This is a genomic window from Ensifer sp. CCNWLY38, from assembly GCF_037120565.1.
GTDB classification, from domain to species: domain Bacteria; phylum Pseudomonadota; class Alphaproteobacteria; order Rhizobiales; family Rhizobiaceae; genus Ensifer; species Ensifer adhaerens_H.
In genome coordinates this window covers 67,162-90,547 of the sequence record NZ_JBBBBO010000008.1, presented here as the reverse complement: position 1 = coordinate 90,547, position 23,386 = coordinate 67,162, and the positions used below count along the sequence as shown (strand labels likewise).

The following is a 23,386-nucleotide window of genomic DNA, read 5'->3' as shown; positions in this document are numbered from 1 at the left end:
CAAGGCCCGACGGCGGTGATCGTTCGGCAAACAGGAAAAGGTAATGGGCGGGAAAATGTCGATCTCGAGGACGCTTTCGGTATTGGCTGTGGCCGGAGCCCTGAGCATCGCGGCATGTGCCGGTGCGCAGGCTGCAAGCCAGGTCAAGGTAACGGTCAACAACACCGTGATCACCTCGGGCGATATTGCCAAACGAGTTGCCTTCCTGCGTCTTCAGCGCCAGAAGGGCGGCCCCGAGGAAGCGAAGAAGCAACTGGTGGACGAGGTCCTGAAGCGCGCGGAAATCGTTCGTATCGGTCAATCCGTCAGCACGCAGGACGTCGATGCCGCCTATGCCCGTTTTGCTTCCGGCAACAAGCTTTCGACGGAACAGCTCGGCAAGATCCTGGACCAGGCCGGTGTCGGCGCCGATCACTTCAAGCAATTCATCGCCGTACAGATGAGCTGGCCGCGCGCGGTCAACTTCCGTTTTGGCAATTCGAACCGGCTGCAGGGTGCCGATCTCGTCAAGCGGATGATGGAAGGCGGCGGCAACAAGCCGGTGACGACAGAATACTTCCTGCAGCAGGTGATCTTCGTCATTCCCGAGAAGAAGCGCGGCGCCATCACCGCAAAACGGCAGGCCGAGGCGAACGCCTCCCGTTCACAGTTCCCGGGCTGCGAGACGTCGAAGACCTTTGCCGCCAACTATCGCGACGTTTCGATCCGCAGTCTCGGCCGGATGCTTGCCCAGCAGTTGCCGGACGAGTGGAAGCCGTTGGTCGAGAAGGCCGGGGAGAACGGCACGACCGGAACCCGCGTCACCGAAAAGGGCGTAGAGTACCTGGCGATCTGCAAGAAGCGTGAAGTCAACGACGACACGGCCGCAGAAATCGTCTTCCGTGCCGAGGACATCGGCAAGAAGAAGGACGGCGGGGAAGACCCGAACAGCGAAAAATACCTCGAGGAACTGCGCAAGAAAGCGCAGATCGTCAACAAGTAAGCACAACGGCAACATGCGCGAACCAACCGGCGGACCACTCGCCCTGACCATGGGCGACCCGGCCGGTATCGGGCCGGACATCAGCCTTTCGGCCTGGCTTGGCCGCCGCGAACACGCGACGGCACCCTTCCTGTTCATCGGCGATCCTTCGGTGCTTGCCGCGCGTGCGGCGACGCTTGGCTATTCGGTTCCCCTTCGGGAGACCGATTGTGCCGGCGCCGTGTCCGCGTTCGATGCAGCACTGCCGGTGCTGCCGCTTGCCTGCCCTGCCCCGGTCACTGCAGGCGATCCCGACACTGCCAATGCCAGCACCGTCATTGATGCGATCGACACGGCAGTGCGGCTCGTCATCGCCGGCGAAGCCTCCGCAGTCGTAACCAACCCGATTGCCAAGGCGGTCCTTTACGATGCCGGCTTCCGCTTTCCGGGCCATACCGAGTACCTGGCGTATCTCGCGGAGAAAGCGACAGGGCAACCCGTCCTGCCTGTCATGATGCTTGCCGGGCCGAAGCTGCGTGCTGTCCCCGTCACGATCCACATCCCGCTGAAGGATGTGCCGGACCAGTTGACGCCGGATCTCATCTATCGCACCTGCGCGATAACGGCGGCGGATCTGCGCAACCGCTTCGGGCTTGTGCGCCCGCGCCTCGCGATCGCCGGGCTCAATCCACACGCCGGCGAAAACGGCGCGCTCGGCCTTGAGGATGACGCGATCATCCGCCCCGTCATCGACCGGTTGCGCGCTGAAGGCATCGATGCCGTGGGACCGCTGCCCGCGGATACCATGTTCCACGATCGGGCGCGCGCGACCTACGACGTTGCGATCTGCATGTATCACGATCAGGCGCTGATCCCGGCGAAGGCCCTCGGCTTCGACGACAGCGTCAACGTCACGCTCGGCCTTCCCTTCATCCGCACATCGCCCGACCACGGCACGGCCTTCAGTCTGGCTGGCAAGGGCGTCGCCCGCGACGACAGCTTGAGAGCTGCGCTCGACCTTGCCGCAACGCTTGCGGCCAATATGCCAGGAGATACCCGCTGATGGCCGCGCTCGACGGTCTCCCCCCCTTACGCGACGTGATCCAGCGCCACGGCCTCGACGCCAAGAAGGCGCTCGGCCAGAATTTCCTGCTCGACCTCAACCTGACACAGAAGATCGCGCGGACCGCCGGTTCGCTCGAAGGCGTGACGGTGATCGAGGTCGGCCCTGGTCCCGGCGGCCTGACGCGCGCCATCCTGGCTCTCGGCGCCAAGAAGGTCATCGCGATCGAACGCGACTCCCGCTGCCTGCCGGCGCTTGCCGAAATCGGTGCGCATTATCCCGACCGGTTGCAGGTGATCGAAGGCGACGCCCTGAAGACGCCGTTCGAGACGCTTGCCGACGGTGGGCCGGTCAAGATCATCGCCAACCTGCCCTACAATGTCGGCACGCAATTGCTGGTCAACTGGCTGCTGCCCGAACGCTGGCCGCCTTTCTGGCAATCGCTGACGCTGATGTTCCAGCGTGAAGTGGGCCTCAGGATCGTCGCCGAGGCGGATGACGATCACTACGGGCGCCTCGGCGTGCTCTGCGGCTGGCGTACAGAGGCAAGGATGGCCTTCGACGTGCCGCCGCAAGCTTTCACGCCGCCGCCCAAGGTGACGTCATCGGTGGTCCATCTGGAGCCCGTGGAAAATCCGATCCCCTGCTCCGTTTCAGCATTGGAGAAGGTAACGCACGCTGCCTTCGGCCAACGTCGCAAGATGCTGAGACAGAGCCTGAAGCCGCTCGGCGGCGAGGCCCTGTTGGCAAAGGTCGATATCGATCCGCAACGGCGGGCCGAGACGCTTTCGGTGGAAGAGTTCTGCCGATTGGCCAACTGCCTCTAGGCGAGCAACCAATCGCGACCGGTCAGCCGATCGGGGATATGGCGCGATTCGAAAATGGCTCCCGAAGGAGCCATTCTTTTGCAGCTGTCAGAACGGGTTCTCCGTCAGGAGCCCGTTGACGAAGTCAAACAGACCAGGGCGCCGGTCGCGACGAAGCCGCTCAGCCTCGACGATCGCCCGTACAGCCGAAAAGGCGCGGTCAAGGTCGTCGTTGAGGACGATGTAGTCGTATTCCCGCCAGTGCTCGATCTCGGCGCGCGAATTGGCAAGCCGCGTGGCAATCACCTCTTCGCTGTCTTCCGCCCGGCGATGCAGGCGTGACTGCAGTTCGGCCATCGACGGCGGCAGAATGAAGATCGACACGACGTCGCCGGCCATCTTTTCCTGAAGCTGCTGAGCGCCCTGCCAATCGATATCGAAGAGCATGTCGCGGCCGGCGGCCATCGCCGCTTCGACGGCGTCGCGCGGCGTTCCGTAGAAGTTGCCGTGCACCTCGGCCCATTCGAGCAGCGAGTCGGTTGCCCTGAGCGCCTCGAATTCACGAATCGTCTTGAAATGATAATGCCGTCCGTCGATTTCGCTCGGGCGGCGCTGGCGCGTCGTCACGCTTACGGAGATGCTCATCTCCGGATCGGCTTCCAGGAGGTTGCGCGCAATCGTCGATTTTCCAGCACCGGACGGTGAGGAAATGACGAGCATCAGCCCACGACGGGCAATCTTGATGGGCGAAGGCGTCGCCGGGGTCATGCTTTACTCCAGATTCTGGACCTGTTCGCGGAACTGGTCGATGACGACCTTGAGTTCGATGCCGGCAGCCGATACGGCGGCCGCATTCGACTTGGAACAGATCGTATTCGATTCTCGGTTAAATTCCTGTGCCAGGAAATCAAGCTTGCGGCCAACGGGGCCGCCCTTCGACAGCAAATCGCGCGCAGCAACGATGTGCGAGCCGAGCCGATCGATTTCTTCCCGAAGATCCGCCTTGGTGGCAAGCAGCGCCACTTCGGCGTAGAGGCGCTCCCGGTCGAGCGAGGAGCCATTGTCCATGACCAGGGCCACCTGCTGCGCGAGCCGATCGGCAATCGCCGCGGCGCTGCGCGATGGATCAGCCTCTACCGTTGCCGTAAGTGTCTCGATGCCTTCAACCTGCGCCAGCAGGATCTGACAGAGCGCGGCTCCCTCGTCCTCGCGCATGACGCGCAGATCGGAAAGCGCCAGTCTCAGTCCGTCGAGGATGTCCGTATCAAGGGCGGCGCGCTCCTCTTCGCTTTCTTCCGGTTCGCGAAAATCGACGATGCCGCGGATTGAAAGCAACGTGTCGAATTTCAACGGCGCCGGGTCGACGAGATCACCGAGCTGTTCGCGCAGGTTCAAGACCGCCGTCAGCGCACCCTGATTGACCACGGCCTCGACGGTCGCTTCCGCGCCGCTGACGGAAAGTCCGATCTGGAGATTGCCGCGCGAAAAATAATCGGCCGCGAGCCTGCGCACTTCGGGCTCGAAGCGCTCGAGCCCCTGCGGCAGGCGCAACCTGAGATCAAGACCCTTGCCGTTGACGGAACGCAGTTCCCAGGCCCAACGGCGGCGGCCACTGCTGCCTTCCCTCCGGGCAAAGCCGGTCATCGATTGGAGCGGCATCGTCACCTCCGTTGTGTTTCAGCAGAAGCAATAAGGCGACGGCGCGGCATCCCGCAAGGGATATCCGCGCCGTGATCTATCCGTCCACAATGCAGGCGTTTATTGCGGCTGCGCTGCTGTCGCCGCCGGTTCGGCCGCTCCAGCGTCGGAGGCCGCCTTCGCGGCTTCCGCAGCCTTCTCGGCTTCCACCTTGCGCCAACGCCTTACATTCGCGTTGTGTTCGTCCAGGGTCTCGGCGAAGACATGGCCGCCCGTACCGTCGGCCACGAAGTAGAGCTCCGGCGTGCGCGAAGGATTGGCGACCGCCTCCAGCGCCGCACGGCCCGGATTGGCGATCGGCGTCGGCGGCAGTCCCTTGATGAGATAGGTGTTGTAGGGCGTCTGCTTGTCGATGTCGGACTTCAGGATCGGCCGGTCCGCCGGCTTTCCGTCGCCGCCGAAAATGCCATAGATGATCGTCGGGTCGGACTGCAGCCGCATGCCCTTGTCGAGCCGGTTGATGAAAACGGAGGCGACCCGTGGCCGTTCGTCAGCGCGGCCGGTTTCCTTCTCCACGATCGAAGCCAGCGTGACGAGTTCCTCGACCGTCGAGACCGGCAGCTTCGGATCACGCTTCTCCCAGATCTGATCGACCAGAACCTTCTGGGCGGCAACCATCTGCTGAACGATCTCGCCGCGCTTGGTACCGCGTGTGAACTTGTAGGTGTCGGGCATCAGCGAACCTTCCGGCGGAAGCTCGGCCGGCAGATCGCCAACCAGAACCGGATCGTCGGACAGCTTGTGGAACATCTGCTTGACGGTCAGGCCCTCGGGCAGAGAAACCGAATAGAGGATCGACTTGCCCGACTTCAGAAGCTGCATCACGTCCTGCATCGACGAGCCGGCCTTGATCTCGTATTCGCCGGCCTTCAGCGTCTCGTTGTCGAGATAGGCCTCCGAGACGAAACGGAAAACGCGCGCATCGGTGATGATGTTGCTGCGCTCGAGGCCGCTGGCGATTTCGCTCATGCCGGCGCCGCCCCTGACGATGAAGTTCTGGTTTGCCTGCAGCGGACCCGGCCTCTCGTACTGATGCATCGCATAGTAGACCGTGCCGGCCGCAGCGAGCGCCGCGAAGACGATGATGGTCATCACGAAGTTCAGGAAGATCACCACCTGGCTGCGCGCCTTGCGCGACCGTTTCGGGGGCTGCGGCACTTTTTCCGGGCGCAGTGCCTCGTTTGCCGATTTCGGAATGATCGGCCCGTTGCTCGCGTTTTCATTGCGGCCGAATTGCGCCGCGCCGTTATCGTTTGAGTCGCTCACGATTATCCCGAACCCGAAATTCGCAGCCTCATTCTCTTTCCTGCCCCGGTGCGAATTTCGGACTGGACCATGGCAGGCTTAAGTCAATTTCATAAACGGCGCCGACCTGGCGGGCGGCATTCCGCAGTCTTCAACACAATAGACCTGCGGCGCGGTGCATTGGCACCCAAGAACCACAGAAATGTGTCGGTTCACCGTCCATTCAAGAGAACGCAACGGGGACCTGACACTTTACAGAACCGCACGTCTTATAGGACGCGTTAAGGTCGCTGTAACACTCTAAATGGCTGCCTGCTTCATCCTTAAACCGGACAGGAGACATGCAGTCGTTCGGAACGCGCCGCCTTCGGTTATCCCTGGGGCGAACGACATGTTCCCGACAATAGCTAAATGGCAAACTGACAGATATGCCTTGCGCGAACATAGCGGTCGGCAACGCCGCCGCGATGGCGGCGCATCCTCCCAAAACATGCTTGTAGCGAGCAATGCGGCAAAAGCAGGATCATCGGACCGACTTGTTGGATCGATCCGATGAGTGGTGGGCCCCGATCAGGCGCCCGTGTAACGGCGCAGGACCAGAGAGGCGTTCGTGCCGCCAAAGCCGAAGGAGTTCGACAGCGCCACGTTGATCTCGCGCTTGCGCGCGACATGCGGCACGAGGTCGATCTTGGTTTCCACAGACGGATTGTCGAGGTTGAGCGTCGGCGGCGCAATGTTGTCGCGAATCGCGAGCACCGAAAAGATCGCTTCGACGGCACCGGCAGCGCCGAGCAGGTGACCGATCGCCGACTTGGTCGAGGACATGGAGATCTTCGACGCATGCTCGCCGACAAGGCGCTCGACGGCGCCAAGCTCGATCGTGTCCGCCATGGTCGAGGTGCCGTGGGCGTTGATGTAGTCGATATCGGCCGCCGTCAGGCCGGCGCGCTTCAGCGCCATCTGCATGCAGCGATAGGCGCCGTCACCATCTTCCGACGGGGCGGTGATGTGGAAGGCATCGCCGGAAAGGCCGTAACCGACCACTTCCGCATAGATCTTCGCGCCGCGCGCCTTGGCGTGCTCGAGCTCTTCGAGGATGACGACGCCGGCGCCCTCGCCCATGACGAAGCCGTCACGGTCGACATCGTAGGGGCGCGATGCCTTTTCCGGATTGTCGTTGTGCTGGGTGGACAGCGCCTTGCAGGCGGCAAAGCCCGCGAGCGAAATCCGGCAGATCGGCGATTCCGCGCCGCCGGCGACCATGACGTCGGCATCGCCGAGCGCGATCAGGCGGCTGGCGTCGCCGATCGCATGCGCACCGGTCGAACAGGCGGTGACGACCGAGTGGTTCGGGCCGCGCAGCTTGTGGCGGATCGACACCTGGCCGGAGGCAAGGTTGATGAGCCGGCCGGGAATGAAGAACGGCGAAATGCGGCGGGGGCCCTTGTCGCGCAGCGTATAGCCGCCTTCGACGATGCCTTCGAGACCGCCGATGCCCGATCCGATCAGAACGCCGGTCGCGATCTGATCTTCGTCGGTCTCCGGCTTCCAGCCGGCGTCGGCAAGCGCCATGTCGGCGGCCGCCATCGCGTAGACGATGAACGGATCGACCTTGCGCTGCTCCTTCGGCTCCATCCAGTCGTCGGCGTTGAAGGTTGCGTCGGTGCCGTCACCGAAGGGAATGCGGCAGGCAATCTTGGCAGGAAGGTCCTCGACCTCGAATTCGGTTACCTTGCGTGCAGCATTCTGCCCGGCAAGAAGGCGCGCCCACGTCGCCTCAGTTCCGCAACCCAAGGGAGATACCATGCCGGTACCGGTGATAACGACACGTCTCATAGTCCGCGACCCACCCTGACTTTTCAATTTCAGAGCCGGATCGGACCACGTGTGACGAACCCGATCCGGGCATCCATTTTAAGGTTCTCATTCACGATCAGAGGGAAAAGCGGAGAACGCTTGCTGATCGGCACCCGCGCTTGCGGGACAGCCCACTTCCCTGGGCTGAAACGGGCCGCTTTCGGCGGCCCGTCTGCGGCCGTAGCCGCTCAGATATTAGGCCTGAGCCTTTTCGATGAACTTGACGGCGTCGCCGACAGTCAGGATCGAGTCAGCAGCGTCGTCCGGGATTTCAACGCCGAATTCTTCTTCGAAAGCCATGACCAGTTCGACGGTGTCGAGCGAGTCCGCGCCGAGGTCATCGATGAAGCTTGCGCCTTCGCTGACCTTTTCGGCGTCGACGCCAAGATGATCAATAACAATTTTCTTTACGCGTTCTGCGATATCGCTCATGTCGGAGTTCCTCGACCTTCGTTTCTGTAGGCGCCTATTCCGGCACCGGTACTCTTATGTAAGCCTGATAGACCAAGACGGCCTACCCGGCAATCCATCCAACCGGAACTGCGGCAAACCCAGGGCAGCCAAGGCTGCCGGACACCTGGCGGGACCGGTCGACTGCTAACAGTCATGGCCCGATTAACACGGTTTAAGTCTGTCGCAAAGTCCGAAAATGCCTGACATTCGCTTGCTCAACATTGAATTTCAGGCATTTGGCAGGCGGTGTCCCGGGACGTTGAATATCACCCGTCGCACAATCTCGACGGGCGGCACATCCCGGAAACCGGATCAGATCATGGCCATGCCGCCGTTGACGTGAATCGTCTGGCCGGTGACGTAGCCAGCCTCGTTCGACGCGAGATAGACGACGGCCGACGCAATCTCCGCGCCGGTGCCCATGCGCTTCATCGGGATCGCGCCCATGATCGCGTCCTTCTGCTTGTCGTTGAGCTTGCCGGTCATCGCACTTTCGATGAAGCCCGGAGCGACGCAGTTGACGGTGACGTTGCGCGTCGCGATCTCCTGGGCCAGCGACTTGGAGAAGCCGATCATGCCGGCCTTGGAGGCACAGTAGTTGGCCTGGCCGGGATTGCCGGTGACGCCGACGATCGAGGTGATATTGACGATGCGGCCGAAACGGCGGCGCATCATCGGGTGGGTCAGCTCGCGCGTCAGGCGGAAGACGGCGGTCAGGTTCACCTCGAGAACGGCATCCCAGTCCTCGTCGCTCATGCGCACGAAGAGGCCGTCCTTCGTGATGCCGGCGTTGTTGACGAGAATATCGACGCCGCCAAGCTCGGATTCGGCCTTTTCGCCGAGCGCCTTGACTTCGGCACGGTCCGAAAGGTTCGCCGGGAAGAGCTGCACGCGATCGCCGAGTTCATTGGCGAGCGCTTCCAGCTTTTCGACGCGTGTGCCGTGCAGGCCGACGGTCGCGCCCTGTGCGTGCAGCATGCGGGCGATTTCTTCGCCGATACCACCGGATGCACCGGTGACGAGAGCCTTGCGGCCGGAAAGATCGAACATCTGATTGATTCCTTGTAACTGGTGCGCTTGTTCGACGGCTTACGCGAGCAGTGCTGCAAGAGCCGTGTCGATATCGGCAGGCGTATTGACGGCGATACCGTTGACAGTCTTGTCGATCCGGCGGGCAAGCCCCGTCAGGACCTTGCCGGAACCGAGTTCATAAAGCGTCGTGACATTGTTGGCGGCAAACCATTCGACTGTCTCGCGCCAGCGGACCTGGCCGGTGACCTGCTCGACGAGCAATCGGGCGATTTCGTCGGCATCGCTGACCGGTGCGGCGAGCACGTTGGCGACCACGGGTACGACGGGATTGTGCTTCTCGACCTTGGCGAGGGCCTCGCGCATGGCGTCGGCGGCCGGCGCCATCAGGCTCGAATGGAAGGGTGCGGAGACCGGCAGCATCAATGCGCGCTTCGCGCCCTTTTCGGATGCCAATGCGGCAGCCTTCTCGACGGCAGACTTCTCGCCGGAAATGACCAGCTGGCCGCCGCCATTGTCGTTGGCGATCTGGCAGGAGCCGAGTGCCGAAGCTTCGCGGCAGACGGCTTCGACATCGGCATGCTCCAACCCGATGATCGCGGCCATCGCACCCTTGCCGACCGGTACGGCCGCCTGCATCGCGTTGCCGCGAATGCGCAGGAGACGCGCCGTGTCGGCGATCGAGAAGGTGCCGGCAGCACAGAGCGCCGAATATTCGCCCAGCGAATGGCCGGCGACGAAGGAGACCTTGGACTTGATGTCGAGGCCCTTGGCCTCGAGCACCCGGATGACGGCCATCGATACGGCCATCAGCGCCGGCTGCGCGTTCGCCGTCAGCGTCAGCGTTTCCTCGGGGCCGTTCCACATGATCTCGGACAGCTTCTCTCCGAGCGCCTCGTCAACCTCGGCGAAGACGGCAGCGGCCTCCGGAAAAGCGTCCGCCAGATCCTTGCCCATGCCGACAGCCTGGCTGCCCTGGCCTGGAAACGTGAATGCAATGCTCATGGGATAGTCCCTTCCCTAGATCACTATGATTTTGGGTCGAATCGACACAAAATCATAGTGATCGGTTCTTATGAGTTAGAGCGGGACGCGGGCGGATAACTGCACACGCTTTTTCTTACCCCGCTCTGGTTCCTCTCCATTCACATTCCTGAACGGCGAGTCAAGCGCGCAAGGCCCGCCGAACCGGGCCGCAGCCGCCTTTTGCCCTTGATCTTCACCAATCAAGGCGTAAATTTGCCGCCCAAAGTCGACCTGCCTTCAACACTCCCAAGGGCGAAGGCTATCACTCCATTTCCGGCGCGCGCACCCCTTGTCCCACGGGGCCGATGCACGTCTTTCACAAGGATCTCCATTCAATGCGTTACAACACGCTTGGCCGCACCGACATCAGGGTCTCGGAAATCTGCCTGGGCACGATGACATGGGGCTCGCAGAATTCCGTCGCCGAAGCGCATGAACAGCTGGACCACGCCTTCGACAAGGGCGTGAATTTCATCGATACGGCAGAACTCTACCCGACGACGCCGCTCTCGTCCGAGACCTACGGCGATACCGAGCGCTTCATCGGCGAGTGGCTGGCAAAGCGCGGCCGCCGCGACGACGTCGTGCTCGCGACCAAGGTCGCCGGCCCCGGCCGGCCCTATATTCGCAATGGCGGTCCCACCACGCCGGAAGGCATCGAACTGGCAATCGACGCCAGCCTTCAACGTTTGAAGACCGACTATATCGATCTCTACCAGATCCATTGGCCGAACCGCGGTCACTACCATTTCCGCAATGCCTGGTCCTACGACCCGGCCAAGCAGGACAAGGCGCATGTCGCCAGCGATCTCAGGGCGATCCTCGACAAGCTCGGCGATCTCGTGAAGGCCGGCAAGGTCCGCGCCATCGGTCTCTCCAACGAAACGGCCTGGGGAACGATGAAGTTCATCGACATGGCCGAACGTCACGGCCTGCCGCGAGTCGCCTCGGTCCAGAACGAATACAATCTGCTTTACCGCGCCTATGATCTCGACCTTTCCGAGCTATCGCATCACGAGGACGTGGGCCTGCTTGCCTATTCGCCGCTCGCAGCCGGACTGCTCAGCGGCAAGTATTTGGACGGCGCCAAGCCGACGGGCTCCCGCCTCTCGATCAACGGCGACCTCGGCGGCCGCTTCACGCCGCACCAGGAGCCGGCGGTTGCCGGGTATGTGCAGCTTGCACGCGAGCACGGCCTCGATCCCGCTCAGATGGCTATCGCCTTCTGCCTGACGCGGCCGTTCATGGCGTCCGTCATCATCGGCGCGACCTCGATGGTACAGTTGAAGACCAATCTCGGCGCCGTCGACCTCACCCTGTCGCAGGACGTCGTGAATGGCATTCGGCGGCTGCACCGTCTCTACCCCATGCCGATCTAAAGGCGAGAATCGATCGCCGATGGCCGTGCCTCAGACAAAAGCGGAGTTGCTCAAGGCGATCGACGTCCAGTTCGCCAAGCTGATGCGCGAACTGGAACAGGTCTCCGACGACCAATTTCGCGAGCATTCGCTCGAAGGGCACGCCAAGGGCACCACGATGAGCGTCGGCGATCTCGTCGCCTACCTCATCGGCTGGGGCGAACTCGTCATCAAGTGGATCGACCGCGATCAGCGCGGCGAACCGGTCGACTTCCCCGAGACCGGATATAAATGGAACGAGCTCGGCAGGCTCGCACAGAAGTTCTATGCCGACTTCCGGGCTCTTTCGCCGGCCGAACTCATCGCCCGCCTGAGACGCAGCAAGGAAACGCTGGAAGCACTGATCAATGCGCGGGACGACCAGGCGCTCTACGGGAAGCCGTGGTACGGCAAGTGGACGCTTGGTCGCATGATTCAGTTCAATACCTCCTCTCCCTACGCCAACGCCTCAGGGCGTTTGCGCAAGTGGAAGAAGACCAAAGAGCTGAGCTAGATTATCTAAAAGACACGCCAAGCCTTGCCTTCCGGCGAAAAATGCGTATAAGCGCGCTGTTCGAAATGCCCGGTCTTCTGGCTGGTGGCTGAACGGAGGGCCGGCTTCCTCGAGGGGAGCCGTTAGGATTGCAAGTCTTTCCGGCCTCCCGTGTCTCCGCTCTCGACCGTCTCGATACAACACTTTCTTGCCGGCTGCCTGTCAGCCACTAAGAACAGTCGTTGAGGCTTAGCCGCCGAGGTCCGGGCTGATTAACGCAAGAAAGGCAAGCCACAATGGCTCTTTATGAACACGTATTCCTGGCCCGCCAGGACATCACGCCGCAGCAGGTCGACGGTCTCGTCGAGCAGTACAAGGGCGTGCTCGAAGCAAACGGCGGCAAGGTCGGTCGCGTCGAGAACTGGGGCCTGAAGTCCCTCACCTACCGCATCAAGAAGAACCGCAAGGCTCACTACGTTCTGATGGACATCGACGCTCCGGCAGCGGCTGTTCACGAAATCGAGCGTCAGATGCGCATCAACGAAGACGTCCTGCGCTACATGACGATCGCCGTCGAGAAGCACGAGGAAGGCCCGTCTGCCATGATGCAGAAGCGCGACCGCGACGACCGTCCGCGCCGCGATGGCGACCGTCCGGAGCGCAGCTTCGGCGACCGTGGTCCGCGTCCGGACCGTGGCGACCGCGAAGACCGCCCGCGTCGTCCGCGCGAAGACCGCGCGTAATCAAGAAGCTTTAGGAGATAAAGACAATGGCTGAAGTTTCTTCCGCTCCGGTTCGTCGCCCGTTCCACCGTCGCCGCAAGACCTGCCCCTTCTCGGGCGCAAACGCTCCGCGGATCGACTACAAGGACATCCGTCTGCTGCAGCGCTACATTTCCGAGCGCGGCAAGATCGTTCCTTCCCGCATCACGGCCGTTTCCCAGAAGAAGCAGCGCGAGCTCGCCCAGGCGATCAAGCGTGCACGCTTCCTCGGCCTGCTGCCCTACGTCGTTTCCTAAGAACGGCTGACTCTCCGTTGGTCGACTGACTCGACGGAAATTGACTCTAGGGAGAGGCGCTCCCCTTAGGTGAGCGCCTCTTTCCCTCCCTTCCGCGGTGGGCGCGGATCGGAACCGGTGCGAAAGCACCAAAATCCCATGCTGGGGCCGGGCTTTGCCATCCCCTAACTGCACGAAGCAGGACAGCGAACGTGACGAATGTGAACAGGACATCGCTGCTGACCGGCGTTCTCGCCGGCTTTACCGCCGCCCTCTTGTCGATGGGCGCGAACACGCAGTCGTCTCTTGCGATCGTCCTCTATGCCGCCTCCGCACTGCCGATCCTGATTGCCGGCCTTGGCTGGGGCAATGCAGCGGCGATCACCGCGATCGTCAGCGCAGGCGCCACCGCTGCCGCGCTCATCTCGCCCTATTTCGCGCTGCTGATCCTCGTCGTCACGCTGATCCCGGCCGGTTGGCTCAGCCACCTCGCCAATCTTGCCCGCCCGGCCTCGGAACTCGGCGGTCCGGATGAAGCGCTCGCCTGGTATCCGCTCTCCGATATTCTCAGCCACCTCGCCGGCCTCGTGACCATCGGCATGATCATCGTCGGCTTCATCGTCGGCTATGGCGCCGACATCTCCGACCGCATGGTCGATATCGTCATCCAGGCGGTGAAGGCGCAGGACCCGGGCTATAATCCGGACGTTACTGCCGTTGCCCAGATCAAGTCGCTCTTCACGCTCGCTTTGCCGCTCGTCCAGGGTGCGATCTGGGTGCTGATGCTCTTTACCGCCTATTATGTCGCGACCCGCATCGTGCAGATGTCGGGCCGGTCGCTGCGCCCGCGCGAGGATATCCCCTCGACGCTGCGCATGCACCGCAACGCGATCTTCATCTTCCTCGGCGGCCTGGTCCTCACCTTCCTCGGCGGCGCGCCTGCCACGATCGGCGCGTTGATCTGCGGAACCTTCGGCGCAGGCTTTCTGCTCGCCGGCTTCGCCTCCTTCCATTTCCGCACGCGCGGCAAGTCCTGGCGGCTTCCCGTGCTGTGGATCGCATACCTGTCGGTGCTCGTGTTCACGATCCCGGCATTCTTCTTCCTCCTGTCCGGCCTGATCGATACGCGACGCACCATCGCGGTCACGCCGGTTGGAAAAAACTGACCAACGAATTGGAACACTGAAAGGAAAACCAACATGCAAGTCATTCTTCTCGAACGTATCGCCAAGCTCGGCCAGATGGGCGAAACCGTAAAGGTTCGCGACGGCTTTGCTCGCAACTATCTGCTGCCGCTCGGCAAGGCGCTGCGCGCCAACGCCGCCAACAAGGCCCGTTTCGAAGCTGAGCGTTCGACGCTCGAAGCCCGCAACCTCGAGCGCAAGTCGGAAGCCCAGTCGGTTGCCGAAAAGCTCGACGGCAAGACCTTCGTCATCGTCCGCTCCGCTGGCGAAACCGGCCAGCTCTACGGTTCGGTTGCTGCTCGCGACATCATCGAAGTGCTCGCTGCCGAAGGCTTCAACGTCGGCCGCAACCAGGTCGACCTCAACCACCCGATCAAGTCGATCGGCCTGCACAAGGTCACGCTGCACCTGCACTCGGAAGTCGAGATCTCGGTTGAAGTCAACGTTGCCCGTTCGGCTGAAGAAGCCGAGCGCCAGTCCAAGGGCGAAAGCCTGACCTCGGCCGACGCCATCTACGGCGTTGACGAAGACGCTCTGAAGCCGGAAGACTTCTTCAACCCGGAAGCTGAATTCGAAGGCGAAGAAGAATAAGCCTTAGCGGCCATCCCAAATACGAAAGCCCGGATCATCGATCCGGGCTTTTTTGTTGGCCCCAGGGGGTAGAACTAAGATCGCAAGTCGCGGGGCGGCAGATTACCCCTGCGCAGCGACGGGCGCGGCGTCGCTGCTCACCTGGTCCGCTGCAGCCCGCGCCGGAGCGTCCTTGTCGACGCGCACGACGACCGAGAGGCCGGGCGAGAGCATCTCAGCCAGCGGCTGACCGGGATCGACCACGATCCGCACGCCGACGCGCTGGGCCACCTTGGTGAAATTGCCGGTGGCGTTGTCCGCGCGGATCACGCTGAATTCCGAACCGGCTGCCGGCGAGAAGCGCTCGATATGTCCCGTAAGTTCGCTCTTCTGCAGGGCGTCGACCGCAATGGTGACGGGCTGGCCGGCCTTCATGCCGTCGAGTTGCGTCTCCTTGAAATTGGCGACGACCCACACTTCGTTCGGCACCAGCGCGAGCAGTTGCGATCCCGCCGTCACATATTGACCGATCCGTGCGCCGATCTCGCCCAGCCTGCCGTCACGCGGCGCAACAATACGGGTATTTTCGAGATCGATGCGCGCCAGTTCGACGGCCGCCTCGGCACCGGTCACGGCAGCTTCCAATCCGGCGCGCGCACCAAGCGTGGTCGCCAATGCCTGCTTCGACACTTCCAGCCCGGCTTCGGCCTGGCTCACAGCCGCGTCCGCCTGTTCGAAGCCGGCACGCGCCTGATCGGCATCGCTGCGCGTCGACACGCCCTTTTCGGCAAGCGGGCGAATGCGATCCCAGGTGGCGCGCGCCCGATTGAATGCCGCCTTGGCGCTATCGAGCTGTGCCTCGCTGGCGGCGATACCGGCCTTGGCCGACAGTTCCTGCTGATGGGAGTTGGCGAGCGCCGCCTTCTGCCCGGCAAGCGTCGCTTCGGCCTGCGCCAACTTCTGGGCGTAGATGCGATCGTCGATCTTCACCAGCAACTGCCCGGCCTTGACCGCCTCGTAGTCGTGCACGGGAACATCGGCGACATAGCCCGAAAGCTGCGGGCTCATGATCGTGACGTAGCCGCGCACATAGGCATTCTCCGTCATCTCCACGGAGCTGTGGAACGGTGGCAGCCGCCAGGCATAGAGCACGAGAGTCACGCCGGCGATGCCGGCGAGAAGCACAATGATGGTGGTCGGGGAACGTAGGAACTTCAGCATGGTCATCAACTCGATTATTCAGGCGGCCGGCGCCGGCGCGGGGCCAGCCAGCCGCTGGGTGAGCCATTTGTAGGACATGTGCAGGAGCAGGCCGGCGAGCGCGAAAAGCGCGAGCACGGCGGCAAGCAGGAATGCGTCATTGTAGGCGAGGATGTAGGCTTCGCGGGTGACCTGCTGCGACAGGAGCACGGTGCCCTCGCCGCCCAACAAGGTCTTGTCGCCCATCACTTTGCTGTAGGCGGCGGAGAGCTGGTTGACGCGCTGGGCAACCAGTGGGTTCGACAAGACGATCTGTTCGGCGAGAATATTGGAATGGAATTTTTCACGGATCGTTACGAAGGTGCCGAAGGCTGCGGAGCCGATCAGGCTGCCGATGCTCTGGGTGAAGAGGAAGATCACGATGAAGCTCAAGATGTAGCTCGGCCCCTTCGCAAGCGCAGCCTTGAAGCCGCACGCCATGGCCGGCGGCAGGAAGAGCGCAGTGCCCGAGGCAATCATCGCCTGGCTCAGATACATCTGCTCGGGCCGTGTCAGGCTCGTCGCCTGGCTGTCCATGTAGGCGCCGGTCGCCAGCAGGCCGAGCGCCAGGACGTGCACACGCTCTGCATGCTGCGGATTCATCAGCACGGCACAGAGCAGGCCGCCGGCTATCGCCGCGACGAGGATGATCGAATAGAGCGTCGCGACCTGTTCGAACTGGAGGCCGAGCTGTTGATAAAAATTCGTCGCGATCGTGGACTGCTCGGAGGCAACCAGGCGGAAGACGAGCAGAACGGCAGCAAAGTGCACGATCTCCTTCGAGGCGATCCAGCGTATGTCGATCAACGGCACCTTGCGATGGAGCTCGATCAGCACCACGGTCGTCAGTGTTGCGATTGAAACGACCAGGAGAACGCCGAGCCAGGGTGCCTCGAACCACCAGTAGAGACGCCCCATGGTCAACACGATGGCTAGGCAGCCGAAGGCAACGGCGACGAGCAGATAGCTCAGGATATCCATGCGCTGGATGACCTTGGCATGCGGCACCGGCGTTAGCGGCAGCAGATAGATGATCGGCAGCGCGATCAGTGCCAACGCCATTTCGAGCGTGTAGAGCGCATGCCACTGGCCATATTCGATCAGGGTCGGCGAGATCAGCCGGGTGATCGGCGCGGAAATCGTCGTGCAGGTGAGCGCCAGTGCCAGACCGACCGTCAGCTTGCGCGCCGGCGGAAAGGCTTCGAGCATGTAGAGGAAGCCGAGCGTCGACATCGGTGCAGCAGCAATGCCGCTGATGAAGCGGACGACGATGGCCGAATGCAGGTCGGAAACGAAGACGTTCATCAGCGATACGATGACGAAGCCGACGATGCTGATTTCGGCAAAGCGGCGCAGCCCGTATTGAGCGCGAATCTTCACCAGCGCGATCGACAGGCTGACATTGGGCGCCATGTAGGCCGCCGACAGCCAGCCGGCCTCGACCGAGGTCGCCGAGAGCGAACCCTGGATCTGCGTCAGATTGGCAAGCGCCAGGTTCATGCCCAGGCCCTGCGTCAGGAACAGGAGAACCGACCCGACGACATAGACCGCCGATAGTGCCAGGCTTTTGTCGGCCGGCATTGGGGCGGGCGCCGGGACCGGTGTAGCAGGAGACATTTCCTCCTGGTCGTCGCCGGCCGCGGCTGTCTCCAGCGGAGCGGCATTGCGATTGTCGTTTGCAGCAGCAGTCGCGACTGCGCTCATCGCCGTCACTCCCGCGCCAGCGACTGAACATTGTCGGCGATCGCCCACACCACCCGCTGCGTCACCGCAAGCTCGGCGGCATCGATACCTTGCAGCACTTCCGCCCGGATCTGGTCGGCAAGCCGCAGGATTTCGTCAGCGACCGAGCGACCGAACTCAGTCATGTGGATCTGCTTGGCGCGCCGGTCGGAGGCCTCGACCCGCCGCTCGATGAAACCTTGCTTCTCCATGCCATCGAGCAGACGCACCAGTGTCGGCGTTTCAATATCGAGCTCGTCGGCCAGCTCGCGCTGGTTCAAACCATCCTTCCGGGTCAAGGCGAAGAGCGCTCGGGCCCGCGACAGCGTCAGGCCCCTCTCCTTCACCCGAGCGTCGAACACGGCCCGCAGCTTGCGATTGACCAGCGACAGGGCATCGAACAATTCGCGGTTCACGGTGGGCTGATACATTGATATCTTTTCCATATTACTAGCATGCTAATTATTTTGGCTCTATCTAATCCAAATGCGGGGGATTTTCAAGATCAGGATTTTGAGGCGGGGGAGGACGGCGCTACACTTCGCCATGCCCGGAAGGCTCGGGTGATTCGTCGCGTCAACGGCCAATTTTGTGGCAAGGCGAGATTCTACGCTTTTGTGAACCTGGCCTGTGGATCAGTCGAACAACGGGAAAAGCGCGAGGCTGCGATGAGACGCTTTGCGAGTGTGTCCCCCCTGCACTTGACCCGGCTCGCGGTAGATCGCAAACCGGTGCCACACCAGACAAAGGCAGAGATAAAACGACATGAATGACGCGGCGCGAAAGCTATCCCCTATCGGCAAGGATCAGGTGGACCAGCACTATCGCGAGGCGCCGAACAACCTTGAAGCCGAACAGGCTTTGCTCGGCGCGATCCTCGTCAACAACGACGCCTTCTACCGCGTCTCCGACTTCCTGAAGCCGGTGCACCTGCACGAACCGCTGCACCGCAAGATCTTCGAGGTTGCCGGTGACATCATCCGCATGGGCAAGACCGCGAACCCCGTCACCATCAAGACCTTTCTCAAGGCAGACGAGAAGGTCGGTGACCTGACCGTCGCGCAGTACCTCGCGCGTCTCGCCGCCGAAGCCGTGTCGATCATCAATGCGGAAGACTACGGCCGCGCGATCTACGACCTCGCGCTTCGCCGCTCGCTGATCACGATCGGCGAGGACATGGTCAACATCGCCTATGACGCGCCGCTCGATATGCCGCCCCAGGGCCAGATCGAGGATGCCGAACGCCGCCTGTTCGAACTCGCCGAGACCGGCCGCTACGACGGCGGCTTCCAGTCGTTCAACGATGCCGTTGCACTCGCGATCGACATGGCGGGGGCGGCCTTCGAGCGCGACGGCAGCCTCTCCGGCATTTCCACCGGCATCCTGTCGCTGGATGGCCGCATGGGCGGCCTGCAGCGTTCGGACTTGATCGTGCTTGCAGGGCGTCCCGGCATGGGCAAGACCTCGCTTGCCACCAACATCGCCTACAACATCGCCGCCGCCTACGAGCCGGAAGTCCAGGCGGATGGTTCGTTCAAGGCCAGGAACGGCGGCGTCGTCGGCTTCTATTCGCTCGAAATGTCGTCCGAACAGCTCGCCACCCGTATCATCTCCGAGCAGACCGAAGTCTCCTCGTCGAAGATCCGCCGCGGTGACATTTCCGAGGCCGATTTCGAGAAGCTCGTCGCCTGCTCGCAGATGATGCAGAAGGTGCCGCTCTACATCGACCAGACCGGTGGTATCTCGATCGCCCAGCTTTCCGCCCGCGCCCGGCGCCTGAAGCGCCAGCGTGGCCTCGATTGCCTGGTGGTGGACTATATCCAGCTGATGACCGGCTCGGGCAAATCGAGCGACAACCGCGTTCAGGAAATCACCCAGATCACCACGGGCCTGAAGGCGCTCGGCAAGGAACTGAACGTTCCGATCATCGCCCTGTCACAGCTCTCCCGTCAGGTGGAGAGCCGCGAAGACAAGCGCCCGCAGCTCTCCGACCTTCGTGAATCGGGCTCGATCGAGCAGGACGCCGACGTCGTGCTCTTCGTGTTCCGTGAGGAATACTACGTGAAGAACCTGGAGCCGCGCGACGAGTTCGACCCGAAGTACGAAGAGTGGAAGATGAAGATGGAACAGGTGAAAGGCACGGCCGACGTGATCATCGCCAAGCAGCGCCACGGACCGACCGGCACCGTGAAGCTCGCCTTCCAGTCGGAATTCACGCGCTTCACCGATCTCGCCGATCCCTCCTTCACCCAGTACGAAGAACACTAGAGTTCCGTGGGGGCGGCCGGAGCGGGATGGGAAAAATGTTTGCGGTTTCCCATCCCGCTCTACTTCACAACGAGCCGCCCAAGCGTGATGGGCTCAACCGGCACCGCCTTTTACCAGGCGGCGCCTAGAACCTGACGTAACAGCGCCACCGAAATCACGCCGACGGCAACGGATGCCAAGAGCGGCAGCCGGGTTGCAGCAACGGCAGTCGCCGCAGCCGCAATCGTTTCGGCCGGGCCGGTGACCAGTGCCGTCGGAGCGATGACCGCCATCAGAACCGCCGGCGGAATGGCCTCGAGGGCGCGCTTCTGGTTTTCTCCGATCGTCACATAGCGGATCAGCACGAGACCGCCGATGCGGGTCGCGATCGTCGCGACGGCCATGGCCAGGATCGCAAGCAAAGTGTTGAGATCGACGCTCATGCGTGGGCCTCCTTGTGTCCGCCTGAAAGCATAGCCACGACGACGCCGGCTGCAGCACCCGCCGCAATGTACCAGACGCCCGGCAGCAATTGATGCGTGACCACGGCCGCACAAGCGCTCGCGGCGAGAACGGCACCCGTTTCGCGCCCCTTCCAGAAACCCATGACCAGGATGATGAAAACGGCAGGGAATGCGAAGTCGAGGCCGATGACCTTGGGATCGCCCAGCAGGGCGCCAACCATCGCGCCCGTCAGGCTCGTCAGGACCCAAGCGCAGTAGAAGGGCACGGCGAGGCCGGCATACCAGGCGGGCGTGAGTTTGCCATTGCTCGCGCGCATCTCGGCCATGGCCCAGATTTCATCGGCGAGAAGCAGCATCGACGCGTAGCGCGCCGGTCCGGAGAACCCGTCAAGCTTGCTGCCGATCGAGGCGCTCATCAGCACATGGCGGATGTTGACGAGCAGGGCCGAGAAGCCGAGTGCGGCCCAGGACACCGGATGCGTCCAGATATCCATGGCGACGAATTGCGACCCACCGGCAAAGACCAGTGCGCTCATCAGCGTCACCTCCGCCGGCGTCAGCCCCTTGGCCGCCGCCACTGCACCGAACACCAGGCCGATCGGCATGACGGCTACGATCAGCGGCGTCATCGCGATCGCCGCGGCCCGAAATTCCTGCAACGCATCTCTTACCTGCAACGTCCCTGTCTCCATTCACACGTACGGAGAACGTCTATAGGCGGAAGCAGGTCCTGTATTGAACGAAAGTGATCAGCCGGCGCGGAAGGCGCCGGGTGTCACGCCGGTGCGCGCCTTGAAGTGGCGGCTGAAATGCGCCTGATCGGCGAAGCCGCACTGATAGGCCGCATCCACCGCCGACCAGCCATGCCTGAGCAAGGTCTTGGCGGCGCGCACGCGCTTGTCGGTCAGAAAGGCATGCGGAGTGATATGGAATTCCTTGCGGAAGGCGCGGATCAGGTGCGCGCGGCTGAGCCCTGCGACCTTGGCGAGTTCCTCGAGCCCGACTTCTTCAGCATAATTCTCGATCAGATAGTCCCGCGCCCGATGCACGGCGGACTGCTCGCGCGTCTCGATCGGGGTGATGATCGTACTGCCGTGCCTCTCGAACATCGCCGCAAGCACGCCGAACATTCTTTCCTCGGCCTCGAGCGTGCCACCTGCCAGCTCAAGCGTTCGGTGCGCTTGATGAAAGGACAAGGCGAGGTCCGGATCCTGCAGCACCCGCCTCGAGAAGGACGGCGTTCCCTTGAAAGCGCGACCGGTCACGTCCTCGATGATGTTCACCAGCAGATCGGCGCTCGGATAGACCATGCGATAGCGGTAGCCGCTGCCGCCGGGGTGGCCGTCGTGGATTTCGTCAGGGTTGATCAGGTAGAAGAACCCAGGGCCTGCTTCAGAGCGCTCGCCCTTGATCTTGCTGATCTGCGAGCCGGCCTCGATCGCGCCGATGCTGAACGTCTCATGCGCGTGCGGCGCGAATTCATGGGTAATGAAGGTCGCCGTCAGACATTCCATGCCCATGAACCGAGGATCGCGCCAGAAGCGCGTGCGCTCGGCGCCCTCAATCGGCATGACCTCTATGGCTTCTTCCTGCGAAATCGTCTGCATTGGACAACCATAGTGACCCGAGGCGATCCCGTCTTGCACAAAAGTGCTCATCCTTCCTTCAGGGCCGCGTGACCGCGATGCGACCGGCGAGCATTTGCGACCATGGGCCGTTGGCTGTATTGCTCTTCGTATCGTCCACGAAGAGTGTCCGGCATGCTCCCCCCAGAATTTCTTTCCGCCTCCAACCGCCTCACGATCAATCTCGGTGCGCTTGCCGACAATTGGCGGTCGATGAATGCCCGCTCCGGCAAGGCGCGGGCGGCAGCGGTCCTGAAAGCGGACGCCTATGGCCTCGGCATCGATGATGCAGCCCCTGCCCTCTATGCCGCCGGCGCGCGCGACTTCTTCGTCGCCAATGCCGAGGAAGGTGCGGAACTGCGCCCCCTCGTTCCGGAGGGCCGCATCTACATTCTCGCGGGCATGTGGCCGGGCAACGAAGAGCTCTTCTTCGACAATGACCTGGTGCCGATCATCAATTCCGACGAGCAGCTTGCGGTGTTCATGGCGGCTCTTTCCGAGCGCGGCGACCACCCCTGCGTGCTGCATATCGATACCGGCATGAACCGGTTGGGCCTCTCGGTCGAGGCCGCCGTGGCGCTTGCCAATGACCCGGCGCGACCCGCCAGCTTCTCGCCGGTGCTGATCATGAGCCACCTCGCCTGTGCCGACGAACCGCAGCATCCGTTGAACGCCTACCAGCTCGGGCGCTTCCGCGAAGCCACAGCCGCCTATCACGGCGTTGATGCAAGCCTTGCCAATTCCGGCGGTGTGTTCCTGGGCGCCGACTATCATTTCGAGCTCACCCGGCCGGGCATCGCCGTCTATGGCGGCGAGGCGGTCAACGATGCCATCAACCCGATGACCCCAGTGGTAACCGCCGAGGCCAGGATCATCCAGATCCGCGAGGTCGCGGCCGGAGGCACGGCGAGCTACGGCGCCTCCGCCCGCTTCGACAGGGACAGCCGCATCGCCACCGTCGCTGTCGGATACGCCGATGGCTACCATCGTTCGGTCTCCGGCGGCGGCGTGACTCTACGGCAGGCAACCCCGTCAGGGGCGTTCGGCTTCCTGCACGGCAAGCGCGTTCCGCATGTGGGGCGCGTCACCATGGACCTCAGCCTGTTCGACGTCACTGACCTGCCGGCAGGTGCAGCGCGGCCGGGCGATTACATCGAGCTTTTCGGCCGAAACATCGCCATTGACGACGTGGCGCGCGCCGGCGGAACCATCGGCTATGAGCTGCTGACCAGCCTCGGGCATCGTTACATCAGGAACTATGTCGGCGCCGTCTGACGTGGCTTTCCTGCATTTTCCTTGCGGCCTTCGCT

General features: G+C 62.6%; 24 protein-coding genes. 11 read left to right on the top strand and 13 right to left on the bottom strand.

The genetic code is table 11. The features are described from left to right. Positions 1 to 43 precede the first annotated feature (43 nt). From V7S54_RS18195 to rsmA, 3 genes are read left to right on the top strand one after another with little or no spacing between them, the layout of a single operon-like run. A complete protein-coding gene (locus tag V7S54_RS18195) occupies positions 44 to 982 on the top strand; it encodes a peptidylprolyl isomerase (RefSeq protein ID WP_065374491.1) in 939 nt (312 codons plus the stop codon). A gap of 13 nt (positions 983 to 995) precedes the next feature. Continuing rightward, complete coding sequence (pdxA, locus tag V7S54_RS18190; protein WP_336408662.1) at positions 996 to 2,024, top strand: 4-hydroxythreonine-4-phosphate dehydrogenase PdxA; 1,029 nt, start codon at positions 996 to 998, stop codon at positions 2,022 to 2,024. Beyond that, positions 2,024 to 2,851: a 16S rRNA (adenine(1518)-N(6)/adenine(1519)-N(6))-dimethyltransferase RsmA gene (gene rsmA, locus V7S54_RS18185; RefSeq protein WP_065374489.1), complete on the top strand. Its 828-nt coding sequence runs from the start codon at positions 2,024 to 2,026 to the stop codon at positions 2,849 to 2,851. The genes pdxA and rsmA overlap by 1 nt, the downstream gene beginning before the upstream one ends. 87 nt (positions 2,852 to 2,938) lie before the next feature. Here the strand turns inward: rsmA and gmk are convergent, their stop codons facing one another. From gmk to fabD, 7 genes are all read right to left on the bottom strand, one after another. Further along, complete coding sequence (gmk, locus tag V7S54_RS18180; RefSeq protein ID WP_057252701.1) at positions 2,939 to 3,598, bottom strand: guanylate kinase; 660 nt, start codon at positions 3,596 to 3,598, stop codon at positions 2,939 to 2,941. Between the two features lie 3 nt (positions 3,599 to 3,601). Beyond that, complete coding sequence (locus tag V7S54_RS18175; RefSeq protein ID WP_065374488.1) at positions 3,602 to 4,489, bottom strand: YicC/YloC family endoribonuclease; 888 nt, start codon at positions 4,487 to 4,489, stop codon at positions 3,602 to 3,604. Between the two features lie 99 nt (positions 4,490 to 4,588). Further along, a complete protein-coding gene (mltG, locus tag V7S54_RS18170; RefSeq protein WP_065374487.1) occupies positions 4,589 to 5,794 on the bottom strand; it encodes an endolytic transglycosylase MltG in 1,206 nt (401 codons plus the stop codon). Between the two features lie 549 nt (positions 5,795 to 6,343). Beyond that, positions 6,344 to 7,609 (bottom strand): beta-ketoacyl-ACP synthase II, encoded by a 1,266-nt coding sequence (fabF, locus tag V7S54_RS18165; RefSeq protein ID WP_065374486.1) that lies wholly within the window; start codon positions 7,607 to 7,609, stop codon positions 6,344 to 6,346. A gap of 216 nt (positions 7,610 to 7,825) precedes the next feature. Then, complete coding sequence (locus V7S54_RS18160) at positions 7,826 to 8,062, bottom strand: acyl carrier protein (RefSeq protein WP_003531676.1); 237 nt, start codon at positions 8,060 to 8,062, stop codon at positions 7,826 to 7,828. A 333-nt stretch (positions 8,063 to 8,395) separates the two neighbouring features. Next, positions 8,396 to 9,133 (bottom strand): 3-oxoacyl-[acyl-carrier-protein] reductase, encoded by a 738-nt coding sequence (gene fabG, locus V7S54_RS18155; protein WP_065374485.1) that lies wholly within the window; start codon positions 9,131 to 9,133, stop codon positions 8,396 to 8,398. Between the two features lie 39 nt (positions 9,134 to 9,172). Next, positions 9,173 to 10,117 (bottom strand): ACP S-malonyltransferase, encoded by a 945-nt coding sequence (gene fabD, locus V7S54_RS18150; protein WP_058329421.1) that lies wholly within the window; start codon positions 10,115 to 10,117, stop codon positions 9,173 to 9,175. Positions 10,118 to 10,473: 356 nt separating this feature from the next. Here fabD and V7S54_RS18145 point away from each other — a divergent pair, with 356 nt between their 5' ends. From V7S54_RS18145 to rplI, 6 genes are all read left to right on the top strand, one after another. After that, positions 10,474 to 11,517, top strand: coding sequence for an aldo/keto reductase (locus V7S54_RS18145; protein ID WP_065374648.1), 1,044 nt, complete (start codon positions 10,474 to 10,476; stop codon positions 11,515 to 11,517). A gap of 19 nt (positions 11,518 to 11,536) precedes the next feature. Then, positions 11,537 to 12,049 carry a ClbS/DfsB family four-helix bundle protein gene (locus V7S54_RS18140; protein ID WP_065374484.1) on the top strand — a complete coding sequence of 171 codons (513 nt, stop codon included), beginning with the start codon at positions 11,537 to 11,539 and terminating at the stop codon, positions 12,047 to 12,049. A 275-nt stretch (positions 12,050 to 12,324) separates the two neighbouring features. After that, entirely contained in the window at positions 12,325 to 12,771 is a 447-nt protein-coding gene (gene rpsF, locus V7S54_RS18135) for a 30S ribosomal protein S6 (RefSeq protein ID WP_057252714.1), read from the top strand. Positions 12,772 to 12,797: 26 nt separating this feature from the next. Then, positions 12,798 to 13,046 carry a 30S ribosomal protein S18 gene (rpsR, locus tag V7S54_RS18130; RefSeq protein ID WP_025426448.1) on the top strand — a complete coding sequence of 83 codons (249 nt, stop codon included), beginning with the start codon at positions 12,798 to 12,800 and terminating at the stop codon, positions 13,044 to 13,046. A gap of 191 nt (positions 13,047 to 13,237) precedes the next feature. Next, positions 13,238 to 14,191, top strand: coding sequence for a DUF2232 domain-containing protein (locus tag V7S54_RS18125; RefSeq protein ID WP_065374483.1), 954 nt, complete (start codon positions 13,238 to 13,240; stop codon positions 14,189 to 14,191). A 33-nt stretch (positions 14,192 to 14,224) separates the two neighbouring features. After that, entirely contained in the window at positions 14,225 to 14,800 is a 576-nt protein-coding gene (rplI, locus tag V7S54_RS18120; protein WP_057252717.1) for a 50S ribosomal protein L9, read from the top strand. Between the two features lie 102 nt (positions 14,801 to 14,902). On the opposite strand, the gene V7S54_RS18115 is transcribed toward rplI, so the two are convergent. From V7S54_RS18115 to V7S54_RS18105, 3 genes are all read right to left on the bottom strand, one after another. Beyond that, entirely contained in the window at positions 14,903 to 16,000 is a 1,098-nt protein-coding gene (locus V7S54_RS18115; protein ID WP_065374647.1) for an HlyD family secretion protein, read from the bottom strand. Between the two features lie 18 nt (positions 16,001 to 16,018). Then, complete coding sequence (locus V7S54_RS18110; RefSeq protein ID WP_141679407.1) at positions 16,019 to 17,599, bottom strand: MFS transporter; 1,581 nt, start codon at positions 17,597 to 17,599, stop codon at positions 16,019 to 16,021. A 128-nt stretch (positions 17,600 to 17,727) separates the two neighbouring features. After that, on the bottom strand, positions 17,728 to 18,171 hold the full coding sequence (locus V7S54_RS18105) for a MarR family winged helix-turn-helix transcriptional regulator (RefSeq protein ID WP_065374482.1): 444 nt from the start codon (positions 18,169 to 18,171) through the stop codon (positions 17,728 to 17,730). A gap of 334 nt (positions 18,172 to 18,505) precedes the next feature. On the opposite strand from V7S54_RS18105, the gene V7S54_RS18100 reads away from it, so the two are divergent. After that, positions 18,506 to 20,008: a replicative DNA helicase gene (locus tag V7S54_RS18100; RefSeq protein WP_065374481.1), complete on the top strand. Its 1,503-nt coding sequence runs from the start codon at positions 18,506 to 18,508 to the stop codon at positions 20,006 to 20,008. A gap of 110 nt (positions 20,009 to 20,118) precedes the next feature. On the opposite strand, the gene V7S54_RS18095 is transcribed toward V7S54_RS18100, so the two are convergent. From V7S54_RS18095 to V7S54_RS18085, 3 genes are all read right to left on the bottom strand, one after another. Continuing rightward, positions 20,119 to 20,430, bottom strand: a complete 312-nt coding sequence (locus tag V7S54_RS18095; protein WP_065374480.1) for an AzlD family protein — start codon at positions 20,428 to 20,430, stop codon at positions 20,119 to 20,121. Then, positions 20,427 to 21,080, bottom strand: a complete 654-nt coding sequence (locus V7S54_RS18090) for an AzlC family ABC transporter permease (RefSeq protein WP_065374645.1) — start codon at positions 21,078 to 21,080, stop codon at positions 20,427 to 20,429. Before V7S54_RS18090 ends, V7S54_RS18095 begins: the two co-directional genes overlap by 4 nt. Positions 21,081 to 21,200: 120 nt before the next feature. Next, positions 21,201 to 22,058, bottom strand: a complete 858-nt coding sequence (locus V7S54_RS18085; RefSeq protein ID WP_065374479.1) for an AraC family transcriptional regulator — start codon at positions 22,056 to 22,058, stop codon at positions 21,201 to 21,203. Positions 22,059 to 22,211: 153 nt separating this feature from the next. Here V7S54_RS18085 and alr point away from each other — a divergent pair, with 153 nt between their 5' ends. Further along, on the top strand, positions 22,212 to 23,351 hold the full coding sequence (gene alr / locus V7S54_RS18080) for an alanine racemase (protein ID WP_065374478.1): 1,140 nt from the start codon (positions 22,212 to 22,214) through the stop codon (positions 23,349 to 23,351). Positions 23,352 to 23,386: the final 35 nt, after the last annotated feature.